The 12,433-nt window shown below is 63.0% G+C and carries 11 protein-coding genes; 7 read left to right on the top strand and 4 right to left on the bottom strand.

Annotated features, from left to right (window positions below):
• The first annotated feature begins 89 nt into the window (after positions 1-89).
• Together GYB81_RS01095 and GYB81_RS01090 are read left to right on the top strand one after the other, a co-directional pair.
• On the top strand, positions 90-1,184 hold the full coding sequence (locus GYB81_RS01095; RefSeq protein ID WP_161864925.1) for a calcium/sodium antiporter: 1,095 nt from the start codon (positions 90-92) through the stop codon (positions 1,182-1,184).
• Between the two features lie 2 nt (positions 1,185-1,186).
• The gene (locus GYB81_RS01090; protein ID WP_161864924.1) at positions 1,187-1,570 is read left to right on the top strand and encodes a carboxymuconolactone decarboxylase family protein; all 384 of its coding nucleotides are present in this window, start codon (positions 1,187-1,189) and stop codon (positions 1,568-1,570) included.
• Between the two features lie 55 nt (positions 1,571-1,625).
• Here the strand turns inward: GYB81_RS01090 and GYB81_RS01085 are convergent, their stop codons facing one another.
• From GYB81_RS01085 to GYB81_RS01075, 3 genes are all read right to left on the bottom strand, one after another.
• The gene (locus GYB81_RS01085) at positions 1,626-2,567 is read right to left on the bottom strand and encodes an AEC family transporter (protein WP_161864923.1); all 942 of its coding nucleotides are present in this window, start codon (positions 2,565-2,567) and stop codon (positions 1,626-1,628) included.
• Between the two features lie 143 nt (positions 2,568-2,710).
• On the bottom strand, positions 2,711-3,271 hold the full coding sequence (locus GYB81_RS01080; protein WP_161864922.1) for a response regulator transcription factor: 561 nt from the start codon (positions 3,269-3,271) through the stop codon (positions 2,711-2,713).
• Positions 3,272-3,286: 15 nt separating this feature from the next.
• Entirely contained in the window at positions 3,287-4,540 is a 1,254-nt protein-coding gene (locus GYB81_RS01075; protein ID WP_161864921.1) for an ATP-binding protein, read from the bottom strand.
• A 195-nt stretch (positions 4,541-4,735) separates the two neighbouring features.
• Between GYB81_RS01075 and GYB81_RS01070 the strand changes: the two genes are divergently transcribed.
• Complete coding sequence (locus GYB81_RS01070) at positions 4,736-5,449, top strand: SIMPL domain-containing protein (protein WP_161864920.1); 714 nt, start codon at positions 4,736-4,738, stop codon at positions 5,447-5,449.
• A gap of 223 nt (positions 5,450-5,672) precedes the next feature.
• The gene (locus GYB81_RS01065) at positions 5,673-7,268 is read left to right on the top strand and encodes an ABC transporter substrate-binding protein (RefSeq protein WP_161865082.1); all 1,596 of its coding nucleotides are present in this window, start codon (positions 5,673-5,675) and stop codon (positions 7,266-7,268) included.
• Between the two features lie 162 nt (positions 7,269-7,430).
• On the opposite strand, the gene GYB81_RS01060 is transcribed toward GYB81_RS01065, so the two are convergent.
• Entirely contained in the window at positions 7,431-8,660 is a 1,230-nt protein-coding gene (locus GYB81_RS01060) for a M24 family metallopeptidase (RefSeq protein WP_161864919.1), read from the bottom strand.
• A gap of 185 nt (positions 8,661-8,845) precedes the next feature.
• Between GYB81_RS01060 and GYB81_RS01055 the strand changes: the two genes are divergently transcribed.
• The 3 genes from GYB81_RS01055 (at position 8,846) to GYB81_RS01045 (ending at position 12,340) form a co-directional block, all read left to right on the top strand.
• Entirely contained in the window at positions 8,846-9,412 is a 567-nt protein-coding gene (locus tag GYB81_RS01055; RefSeq protein WP_161864918.1) for a helix-turn-helix domain-containing protein, read from the top strand.
• Positions 9,413-9,591: 179 nt separating this feature from the next.
• Complete coding sequence (locus tag GYB81_RS01050; protein ID WP_438810692.1) at positions 9,592-11,181, top strand: ABC transporter substrate-binding protein; 1,590 nt, start codon at positions 9,592-9,594, stop codon at positions 11,179-11,181.
• Between the two features lie 148 nt (positions 11,182-11,329).
• Entirely contained in the window at positions 11,330-12,340 is a 1,011-nt protein-coding gene (locus tag GYB81_RS01045) for an ABC transporter permease subunit (protein WP_161864916.1), read from the top strand.
• Positions 12,341-12,433 lie beyond the last annotated feature (93 nt).

Below are 12,433 nucleotides of genomic sequence, written 5' to 3'. Positions count from 1 at the left end.
AACAATTGGCAACAAAATCTTTCCGGCGCATCTAGCGGCCGATAACGCCATCGCTACACTAGCCGCACTTCTTCTGGAGCGACCCTGCAATGACCCTGATGACTTATGTCTACCTGATCGCCGGCCTGGTACTGCTGGTTGCCGGCGCCGAGGTGCTGGTGCGCGGTGCAGCCAAGCTGGCCGCACAGTTCGGCATTCCGCCCCTGGTAATCGGCCTGACCGTGGTGGCCTTCGGCACCAGCGCGCCGGAAACGGCAGTCAGCGTGCAATCCGCCTTCAACGGCAGCGGCGACCTGGCCATTGGCAACGTGATCGGCAGCAACATCGCCAACGTATTGCTGATTCTCGGCATGACCGCCCTGGTGGCGCCGCTGATCGTCTCGCGCCAGCTGATCCGCCTGGACGTGCCGATCATGATCGGCGCCAGCCTGGTCACCTTCGGCCTGGCCTGGGATGGTGAGCTCAGCCGCCTCGATGGCGCCCTGCTATTCGGTGGCGTACTGGCCTACACCGGCTTTCTGATCTACAACGCGCGCAAGGAAAACAAGAGCGACGATGACGAGTTCGCCAAGGAATTCGGCCTCGACGAACAGCCCAAGCCTTACGCCTGGGCGATCAACCTGGGCCTGGTCATCGTCGGTCTCGTTCTGCTGGTTGGCGGCTCCAATCTGCTGGTCGAAGGCGCCGTGCAACTGGCCCGTGCCCTGGGTCTGTCGGAACTGGTGATAGGCCTGACCGTGATCGCCATCGGCACTTCGCTGCCGGAGTTGGCCACCTCGATCATCGCCGCCTTCAAGGGCGAGCGCGACATCGCCGTGGGCAATATCGTCGGCAGCAACATTTTCAACCTGCTCTGCGTACTGGGCCTGGCTTCGCTGGTTTCGCCTGCTGCCATCCCGGTAGCGGCCAATGCCCTGGCCTTCGACTTCCCGGTGATGATCGCAGTGGCCGTGGCCTGCCTGCCGATCTTCTTCAGCGGTTATCGCATCAATCGCTGGGAAGGCCTGCTGTTTCTCGCCTACTACGTGGCCTATACCCTGTACCTGGTGTTGTTCAGCACTGGCCGCCCACAGGCCGAAAGCTTCGGCGACGCAATGATCGGCTATGCACTGCCGCTCACCGCCATCACCCTGGTGATCATCACCGTGCGTTCCTGGCGCAGCCATCGCAAGGCGGGGATCTGAACATGAGCGACAGTCATGAACGCGGTCTGCAGGTGCGCCGTGAGGTGATGGGCGACACGTTCGTCGACCGCGCCCTGGGCAACGCCACCGAGTTCAGCCAGCCGCTGCAGGACTTCGTCAACGAACACGCCTGGGGCGGCGTGTGGACTCGCAGCGGCCTGCCGCGGGCGACGCGCAGCCTGATCACCCTGGCTGCGCTGACCGCGCTGAAATGCCCGCAGGAACTCAAGGGACACGTGCGCGGCGCACTGAACAACGGCTGCACCGTCGAGGAAATCCGCGAAACCCTGCTGCACTGCGCTGTGTATGCCGGCGTACCGGCCAGCATCGATGCCTTCCGCGCGGCACAGGAAGTGATCGACGAGTACCAGAACAGCGCCTCGTAGCAGTCGGTTCGCCGGTGATCAGGCATCGCCGGCCAATCGGCCCCAGGGCCTAGCGCTAGATCCAGCCCCCCCACTGCAGCAACAGCAGACCGATATTGGTGGTGACCACAGCCGCCAGGGTAGTGATGACGATAATGGCTGCCGCCAGCTCATGGTTGGCGCCCACCGCGCGCGCCATGACGAAGCTGGCCGCGGCCGTCGGGCTGGCGAAATACAGAAAGAGGATCGCCAGATCCGCGTCACGAAAGCCCAGCAGCCAGGCGCCTGAAGTGCTCAGTAGCGGCAACCAGACCATCTTCATCATGCCTGAGCCGATGGCGGTGCCACTGCTGCGGCGCAGCGAGGCCAGGCTCAGGGTGCCGCCGATGCAGATCAGCGCCAGCGGCAGGGTCATCTGCGCGAAGTACTCGGCCGAGGTCAGAAACCACTGCGGCAGCGGGATTTTCCAGTAGGCGATCGGCACTGCCAACAGCACACCGATGATCATCGGATTGGTCACGATACTGCGCACGATGGCCTTGGCACCGGGCTTGGCGCCCGGACTGTAGATGGCCAGAACCACCGCCGAGAGCGCGTTGTAGCAAAGGATCACCAGCGCCGCGAGCAATGAGCCGACCGAAAGACCGTAGTCACCGTACATGCTGGTGGCCAGGGCCAGACCGACGATGCCGTTGTTGCCGCGAAAGGCGCCCTGGGTGTAGATGCCGCGGTCTTCGAACGGCACCCGCCAGATCGCCCAGGCCCAGGCCACGAAGAAGGAAGCCACGGTGGCCAGGAAGAAGTAGGTCAGCAGCTGCGGCTGCAGGGCCGCATCCAGATCCGCCTTGACCACGCCAAGAAACAGCAGCGTCGGCATGGTGCCGCGAAACACCAGGCTCGAAGCGGTATCGATGAAGGGGGTATCGATCCAGCGCACACGTTTGAGCACCGCGCCGAGAAAGAGCATGGCGAACACGGGCGCGGTGACGGCGAGGGTTTGTGCAGCGACGGCGAGCATGACCACACCAGCAGGTTGTCTGACGACCTATGTTAGCTGGCTAAGTATTTTCCGGCTACGGGTAATCACACCTGCGACGGCGACGAACCCGTAGCCCGGATGCAGGCGGCACCTATCGAAAAAGCGCCTGGGCTACGAACACCTCAGCGGCGAACCGGACGCTTCTGCAGCTTGCGTTGCAAGGTACGACGGTGCATGCCCAGGGCGCGGGCGGTGGCAGAAATGTTGCCTTCGTGCTCAGCCAGCACGCGCTGGATGTGCTCCCACTGCAGGCGGTCCACCGACATCGGATTTTCCGGCACCAGGCTGTCGAGATCGGCGTGCTCGGAGAGCAATGCAGTGAGCACATCGTCGGCATCGGCCGGTTTGCACAGGTAGTTGGCCGCACCGCGTTTGATCGCCTCCACCGCGGTGGCGATGCTGGAATAGCCGGTAAGAATCACCACGCGCATCTCCGGATCCAGCTCCAGCAGCTTGGGCAGCAGCACCAGGCCGGAATCGCCTTCCATCTTCAGGTCGACCACCGCGTAATCCGGCATGTCCTCCTTGGCCAGGGCCAAGCCTTCGTCGGCGCTGGATGCAGTGGACACGCGCAGGCCGCGGCGACTCATGGCACGCGCCATCACACGGGTGAAGGTGGGGTCGTCATCCACCAGCAGCAGATGCGGATGTTCTTCGCCTTCGAACAGGGATTCTTCGCTCATGCTTGGTTTTCCTAATCAGGCCACGCCATAGGCTCGCGGCAACTTCAATTCGGTGAGGGTGCCGCCTTCTTCATGGTTATACAACTTAACCGTGCCACCAGCACGGGTCACGCTGGCCTGGCTGAGGAACAACCCCAGGCCGAAGCCCTTGCCCTTGGTGGTGAAGAAGGGTCGACCCAGCTGTTCGGCGATGGCCAGCGGCACGCCGACACCATGATCGCGAATGCTCAGGCGCAGCCACTGATGATCCCAGTCCAGACGGATATCGAGTTTGTCCGGGCAGGCATCGGCGGCGTTGTTGAGCAGGTTGAGCAGTGCCTGGGTAAGGTCGGCCGGCGGCATGATGCGCGGCGGCGTGCCACGGCCGAGGCACTGGTAGCGGTAACTGGCCTCGGGTCGCATCAGGTGCCAGCGATTGAGAGTGGTTTCCAGCCACTCGACGCTGGACTGCTCGATAACCGCCTGGCGCCGGTCGTTCTCGGCGGCGCGCACCAGCTGCTGCAAGGTGAACTTGCACAGCTTGACCTGCTCCTGCAGCAGCGCCAGGTCATCCTGCAGCGCGGGCTTGTCGCGGTATTCCTGGCGCAGCTCCTTGAGCAGCACGCTCATGGTGCCCAGCGGCGTTCCCAGCTCATGGGCGGCGCCGGCGGCCTGGGTGGCCACGGCCAGCAGCTGCTGATCACGCAGACTCTCCTCACGGCGTTCGGCACGCAACTCGTCCTGGCGGCGCAGCTCCTCGGCCATCTTGGCGACGAAGAAGGTGATCAACGACGCCGCCAGGGCAAAGCTCAGCCACATGCCGTAGACCAGCAGGCTCTCGCGGGCGGCAGGCAGCTCGAGCGGGTGCGTCCACACCAGCAACAGGGTGTAGCCAGCCAGCGCCAGGCCGGAAAGCACGATGGTGAACAGCCAGGGCAGCGTCGCCGCGGCGATGGTCAGTGGCACCAGGTAATAGGAGACGAAGGGATTGGTCGAACCGCCCGAGTAGTACAGCAGTACGCTGTGGATGATCAGGTCAAAGCCCAGCTGTACCGCGTACTCGACCTCGGTCACCGGCCAGGGACCGCGCAGACGCAGCGCCGTGCCCAGACACAGCAGCAGAGAAACGCCAAGGGTGACCGATAACTGCAACCAGGGCAGCGGTATCATGCCGGACTTGTAGGCAAGCCCGACCGAGCCTGCCTGAGCGGCCAGCACCAGAATACGGATGAGGGTCAGGCGCCATAGATTCTGGCGACTGGCGGAGAGTAACTGCACGGGTTCGAGCATGGCGACTCCAGTTGATGCCGGCGAGTATAACCAAGCCTGCTGCGGCCTTGCGCCGCTGCGGCAACCGGACGCACACCTTTGCGCCCCTGTTTGAACGCGCGGTGAAAAAACTCAAGCGCGTTTAACCCGAATCCTCACCCGTCTTCGTCTACCCTCGGGAAACGGCCATCAAGGCCACTGAAAAAGGAACTGCACATGCGCACCATGCCCCGTATCGCCTCCATCCTCGCCCTGACCATCGCCGGCCTGGCCAGTACAGGTCTGCTTGCCGACGAGGCGCGCTACAACCAGATCGCCCTGCGCGCCGAGGTGAATCAGGAGGTGGCACACGACCTGATGCACGTCACCCTCTATACCGAATCGCAGAATGCCGACCCGGCCAAGCTGGCAGCCGAGATCACCACTGCCCTCAACAAGACCCTGGAGCAGGCTCGTCAGGTCAAGGGCGTGTCGGTCAAACTGGGCAGCCGCAACAGCTATCCGGTGTACGACGACAAGGGCCAGAAAATCACCGCCTGGCGCGAGCGCGCCGAGGTGCGCCTGGAGAGCGCCGACTTCGCCCGCCTGTCCACCCTTACCGGCGAGCTGCTGCAATCGATGAAGATGGCCGGCATGGACTTCAGCATCGCCACCGACACGCGCAAGACGCGCGAAGACGCCATGCTCAAGGACGCCGTCAATGCCTTCAGGGCGCGCGCCCAGCTGGCCACCGAAGCACTGGGCGGCAAGACCTACAAGCTGGTCAGCCTGAGCCTCAATACCGGCGGTTTCCAACCCCGGGTGACCATGCGTAACTTCGAGGCCAAGGGCATGGCGATGATGGACGCAGCGCCCACGCCGCAGATCGAGGCTGGCACCAGCCAGGTCACGGTCAGCGCCGATGGCATCATCGAAGTGCAGATGCCCTGATCCAGCCCCGCGACGAAGCAGCGCCGTTATCCGCTGATAACGGCGTTTCGCCATCCATGCCCTGCAAAAGTTCATAAATGCGACAGCTAGTTACAGCGCTGTAGCGCTAACCATTTTCGCCGCGCTGCTGCACTTGCCCCGGGCACAAGGCCTGCATAGTTTCGGTGGTGGTCTCCTTACGAGGCTCCTCAAGGATCACAACCACAACAACGATGAGGTCATGATGCGCAAGAACGCCATTCTCCAGGCTTTGCTTACCGCCGGGCTGATTGCCGGCGCCCCCCTCGCCAGCGCCGCCAACCTGGTGTTCTGTTCCGAGGGCAGCCCCGCCGGTTTCGACCCGGGCCTGTACACCACCGGCACCGATTTCGACGCCGCGGCAGAAACCGTCTTCAACCGTCTGACCCAGTTCGAGCGAGGTGGCACGCAGGTCGAGCCTGGTCTGGCCGAGAGCTGGGAGGTCTCCGAGGACGGCCTGACCTACACCTTCAAGCTGCGCCCCGGGGTGAAGTTCCACACCACCGAGTACTTCACGCCCAGCCGCGAGTTCAACGCCGACGACGTGCTGTTCACCTTCAACCGCATGCTCGACAAGGACGACCCGTTCCGCCAGGCGTACCCCACCGAGTTCCCCTACTTCACCGACATGGGCATGGACCAGAACATCGCCAGGATCGAGAAGCTCGACGAGCACACAGTGCGTTTCACCCTCAACACCGTCGATGCCGCCTTCATCCAGAACATGGCCATGAGCTTCGCCTCGATCCACTCGGCCGAGTACGCCGCCCAACTGCTCAAGGCCGGCAAGGCCGCCGACATCAATCAGAAGCCCATCGGCACCGGCCCGTTCGTGTTCAGCCGTTACCAGAAAGACGCGCAGATCCGTTACAAGGGCAACAAGGACTACTGGAACCCGGATGACGTGAAGATCGACAACCTGATCTTCGCCATCAACACCGACCCCTCGGTGCGCATGCAGAAACTGCGTGCCGGTGAATGCCACGTCAGCGTATTCCCGCGCCCGGCCGACCTGGAAAATCTGAAGAAAGATCCCAAGCTGCAGATGCCCGAGCAGGCTGGTTTCAACGTTGGCTACCTGGCCTACAACACCGAGCACAAGCCGTTCGACCAACTCGAAGTGCGCCAGGCCATGGACATGGCGGTCAACAAGCAGGCCATCATCGACGCGGTGTACCAGGGCGCCGGCCAGGTGGCGGTCAACGGTATGCCGCCGACCCAGTGGTCCTATGACGACACCATCAAGGACACCCCCTACAACCCGGAAAAGGCCAGGGAACTGCTCAAGGCCGCCGGCGTGAAGGAAGGTACCGAGATCACCCTGTGGGCCATGCCCGTGCAGCGCCCGTACAACCCCAACGCCAAGCTGATGGCCGAGATGCTGCAGGCCGACTGGGCCAAGATCGGCATCAGGGCGCGCATCGTCAGCTACGAGTGGGGCGAGTACAACAAGCGCGCCAAGGCCGGCGAACATGACGCCCTGCTGATCGGCTGGACCGGCGACAACGGTGACCCCGACAACTGGCTGAGCGTGCTCTACGGCTGCGACGCCATCGGCGGCAACAATTACAGCCGTCTGTGCAACAAGGAGTTCGATGCGCTGGTCAAGAAGGCCAAGACGATCAACGACCGCGAGGAACGCACCGCGCTGTACAAGCAGGCGCAGCACCTGCTCAAGGCCGACGTGCAGAACACGCCGATCGCCCACTCCACGGTGTATCAGCCGATGAGTACTCGGGTGAAGAACTTCAAGATCAGCCCGTTCGGCATCAACTCCTTCTATGGCGTGAGCATCGAGTGACGACGGAAAAAGGGCTTCAGCGCTCGTAGCAGCGCACTTGTCCGCGGGCAGGGTGGCGAAGCCCTTCGCGGCCAGGAGCGCTCCCGCCGTTTCATCCGGTCTAACGACCTAAACGAAAATGCCCGGCCAATTGGCCGGGCGTTCTCGTGTACGAAACCAGGCTCAGGCGTTCAAGCCGAACGGGTCATCCACCGAATGACTGGGCTGGGTAAACCAGCGCGGGCCGTCGGCGGTCATGTAGAAGTGATCCTCGAGACGGATGCCGAACTCGCCCGGCACGCAGATCATCGGCTCGTTGCTGAAGCACATGCCCTCTGCCAGCGGGGTGTCATCGCCGCCGACCAGGTAAGGCCCCTCGTGAATGTCCAGGCCGATGCCGTGACCGGTACGGTGCGGCAAGCCCGGCAAGGCATAACCGGGGCCAAGCCCTGCGGCCTCCAGGCTACGCCGCGCCGCCGCATCCACCGACGAACAGGGCGCCCCCAGGGTGGCGGCCTCGAACGCTGCCTGCTGCGCGGCTTTTTCCTTGTTCCAGAAGTCGCGCTGACGCGCGCTGGGTGTGCCGAAGACGTAGCTGCGGGTGATGTCCGACAGGTAACTGTGCACTTTGCAGCCGGTGTCGATCAGCACCATGTCGCCGTCCTTGAGCCGCTGCGCATGCTTGACCCCATGCGGAAAGGCACTGGCAGCACCGAACAGGACGATGCAGAAGGTCGAGCCAGGCGCACCGACGCGTCGGTGCGCCTGGCGGATGAACTCGGCGACCTCGGTGGTGCTGATGCCTTCATGGAGGATGCTCGCAGCGGCCTTGTGCACCTCCAGGGTCATGTCCTTGGCGCGCTGCATCAGCGCGATTTCCGCTGGCGACTTGCATTGGCGACAGGCGGTGGTGATGCACCCGGCGTCGACGAAGCGATAACCGCCGGTCAGCTGGCGGATGCCTTCGAACATGAAAAAGGGCAGGGATGAACAAAGGCCTACCTTCGGCGACGCACCATCATTGGGCGATACGCCGAGGCGTTGCAGGCAGTTCAGAAGCAGCGCGTAGGGGCTTTCGTGCTCCTGCCAGGTATTGATCGCGCCGGGCACCACCTGAAAGTCGCGCACCGTGCCTTCCTCGAACGCCGGCGCCAGATATTCCAGGGCGCCACTGGCGGGCAGAATCGCGCCGACCATGCGCTCGCTGGCATTCCACTGCACGCCGGTGAAGTACTGCAGATTGCTGCCGGCGGCCAGAAACAGCGCGGCGATACCCTGCTCGCGCATCTGCGCCTGAGCGCGGGCGATGCGTGCCTGGTACTCCGCCGCACTGATCGGCTCCGCGCCGGCCATCATGTTCTGCAGGCGCGCCAAGGCCTGCTCCGGCGTACTGCCGCCGACTCCCAGTGTCATCTGCACATCCTCGTCTGGCACCCATGACGGACATCGTCGCCGGGCAACTTGTGGCAAAAATTTAAGTTCTACTTAAATTCTGGTCAAAGCTTTTTTCAGCCCGACTTAAAAAGCTCGCCGGTATCGGGCTGGAGTCCCCGCGGCTCATGGGTATACTCCGCTGACCCGAATAGCGAGCCACTTTCATGACCGCAGATCGCATTGGCGAACGTTTGCGCCGCTACCGGCGGGCCGCCGGCAAGACTCTCAATCAGGTGGCGGCCGAGGCCGGCCTGACCGCCAGCTTCCTGTCCCAGGCAGAACGCAACCTGACCGGCGTCTCGCTATCGTCGCTGGCCAGCATCGCCAAGGCGCTCGACGTGCCGCTCAACGTGCTGTTCGACCAGCCCGCCCAACCGCAGCCGGATTCGCACGTGAACGAGCGGGTGCGCTACACCGTAGGCGGCCAGCTGCTGGCCTACGAACGCCTGTCCAGCTCGTTTCCCGGCAACTCGATCAACGCGGTGAAGATGAACATTCCGGTGGGCTATCAGTCGGAGCTGATTGCCCATGAAGGCGTGGAGTTTTCCTACGTGCTCAGCGGGCGAATCGTCTACACCATCGAAGGTCGCGACTACCCGCTCGGCCCCGGCGATTCGGTGCATTTCGATGCCGGCAAGCTGCATCGCCTGGCCAACATCACCGACACCCCGGCCGAAGTGCTGACCATGACCACCATGGCGCTTTTCGACGATCATCCGGTCAACGAGTGATTTTTGCCCCGATTTTGGGCAAACATGCGCAATGTTAGTGCTGCTTAATTTTTGTTGACCCCTATTTCAGCATGACTTAATTTCGAGCTCGACCCGGTTGGGCTACCCGCCTTCACCGCATACCGAGCTCGCGCTGAACCCAGGCGCGAACAAAAAAAGAAAAAGAGGTTCGCATGCGTATGTCTCCCCTGTGCAAGGCCCTGCTGACCGCAGGCCTGCTCACCAGTGCTTCGTTCGCCCACGCCAGCAATCTGGTGTATTGCTCCGAAGGCAGCCCGGGTGGTTTCGATCCCGGCCAGTACACCACCGGCACCGACTTCGACGCCGCCTCGGAAACCGTTTTCAACCGCCTTGCCGAATTCGAACGCGGCGGCACCAAGGCCCAGCCGGCCCTCGCCACCTCCTGGGACATCAGCGAAGACGGTCTGACCTACACCTTCCATCTGCGTGAAGGGGTCAAGTTCCACACCACCGATTACTTCAAGCCGACTCGCGACTTCAACGCCGACGATGTGCTGTTCACCTATCAGCGCATGCTCGATCGCAACCACCCGTTCCGCCAGGCCTACCCCAGCGAGTTTCCGTACTTCACCGACATGGGTCTGGACAAGAACATCGCCAAGATCGAGAAGACCGACGATATGACCGTGGTCTTCACCCTCAACGCCGTCGACGCCGCCTTCGTGCAGAACCTGGCGATGAACTTTGCCGCGATCCACTCTGCCGAATACGCCGACCAGCTGCTCAAGGCCGGCAAGGCCGCGGAGATCAACCAGAAGCCCGTCGGCACCGGCCCCTTCGTGTTCAGCCGCTACCAGAAGGACGCGGTGATCCGCTTCAAGGGCAACACCCAGTACTGGGCGCCGGAGCAGGTGAAGATCGACAACCTGATCTTCTCCATCAACACCGACGCCTCGGTGCGCGCCCAGAAGCTGCGCGCCGGCGAATGCCACGTCACCCTCAACCCGCGCCCTGCCGACCTGCAGAGCCTGCAGGCCGACAAGAACCTCAAGGTGCCGAGCGAGCCGGGCTACAACCTCGGCTACATCGCCTACAACGTCACCCGCGCGCCTTTCGACAAGCGCGAAGTCCGCCAGGCGCTGGACATGGCGGTGAACAAGGCGGCCATCATCGAGGCCGTGTATCAGGGTGCCGGCCAGCTGGCGGTGAACGGCATGCCGCCGACCCAGTGGTCCTATGACGAATCGATCAAGGATGCCGCCTACGATCCGGAAAAAGCCAAGGAACTGCTCAAGGCCGCCGGCGTCAAGGAAGGTACCGAGATCACCCTGTGGGCCATGCCCGTGCAGCGCCCCTACAACCCCAATGCGCGGCTGATGGCCGAGATGCTGCAGAACGACTGGGCCAAGATCGGCATCAAGGCGCGCATCGTCAGCTACGAATGGGGCGAATACATCAAGCGCGCCCATGCCGGTGAACACGACGCCATGCTGATCGGCTGGACCGGCGACAACGGCGACCCGGACAACTGGCTCGGCACTCTGTACGGCTGCGCCTCGGTAGACGGCAACAACTTCTCCAAGTGGTGCGACGCCGAATACGACAAGCTGGTGGTCGCCGCCAAGCGCGTGACTGATCAGAGCGAGCGCAGCGAGCTGTATAAGCAGGCTCAGGCGGTGCTCAAGCGCGAAGTGCCGATCACACCGATCGCTCACTCCACGGTTTACCAACCGATGCGCAGCAGCGTCAAAGGCTTCGAGATCAGCCCCTTCGGACGCAACAGCTTCAGCGGTGTCAGCAACGACTGACAGCCCGTTGCGCCCCGCCCCTCGAGCGACGACCCGGGCAAACGCCCGGGTCACGTCGTGATCGAACAGCTAACCTGCAACATGGGCGAAGGAATCGCCGGAATTCCAGGCGGCTCGATACCGTTCTGACTAGGAGTTACCCACCGCCATGCTGAGCTTCATTGCACGCCGTCTGGGCTTGCTGATACCTACCTTCTTCGGCGTCACCCTACTGACCTTCGCCCTGATTCGCCTGATCCCCGGCGACCCGGTCGAGGTCATGATGGGCGAGCGCCGCGTCGACCCGGAAATGCACGCTCAGGCCATGGAGCGCCTGGGGCTGAACAAGCCTCTGTACCAGCAGTATCTGGACTATATCGGCCAGCTTGCCAGCGGCAATCTGGGCGAATCGCTGCGCTCGCGCGAAAGCGTGTGGGGCGAGTTCCTCACCCTGTTCCCCGCCACCCTCGAGCTGGCCCTGGCGGCCTTGCTGTTCGCCGGCACCCTGGGCCTGATCGCCGGGGTAATTGCGGCGCTCAAGCGCGGCACGCCACTGGATCACGGGGTAATGGGCATTGCCCTGACCGGCTACTCCATGCCGATTTTCTGGTGGGGCCTGCTGCTGATCATGTTTTTTTCGGTAAGCCTGGGCTGGACGCCGGTTTCAGGGCGTATCGACCTGCTTTACGACATTCCGCCTGTCACCGGTTTCATGCTGATCGACACCCTGCTTGCCGACGAGCCTGGCGCCTTCGGCAATGCCCTGCGTCATCTGATTCTGCCGGCCATCGTGCTCGGCACCATCCCGCTGGCAGTGATCGCGCGGATGACCCGCTCGGCGATGCTCGAAGTGCTGCGCGAAGACTACATTCGCACCGCGCGGGCCAAGGGCCTGTCGCCAACACGCGTGGTATTCGTGCACGGCCTGCGCAACGCGCTGATCCCGGTGCTGACCGTGTTCGGGCTGCAGGTCGGCACACTGCTGGCCGGTGCAGTGCTGACCGAAACCATCTTCTCCTGGCCGGGCATCGGCAAATGGCTGATCGAGGCCATCGGTGCGCGCGACTACCCGGTGGTGCAGAACGGCATTCTGCTGATCGCCTGCCTGGTGATCCTGGTCAACTTCACCGTGGACATCCTCTATGGCCTGGCCAATCCGCGTATTCGCCATCAGAAGTAAGGAAGGCGCCATGAAGAACCATAAAGACTACGTAGGCTGGACGACGCTTCACCCGTCCACCGCGGCCTCTTCACGGTGGATGAAAAAGACATC

Source organism: Pseudomonas yangonensis, from assembly GCF_009932725.1.
Lineage (GTDB): Bacteria > Pseudomonadota > Gammaproteobacteria > Pseudomonadales > Pseudomonadaceae > Aquipseudomonas > Aquipseudomonas yangonensis.
The sequence above is the reverse complement of the archived record's forward strand: the minus strand, read 5'-3'. Positions and strand labels throughout refer to the sequence as shown.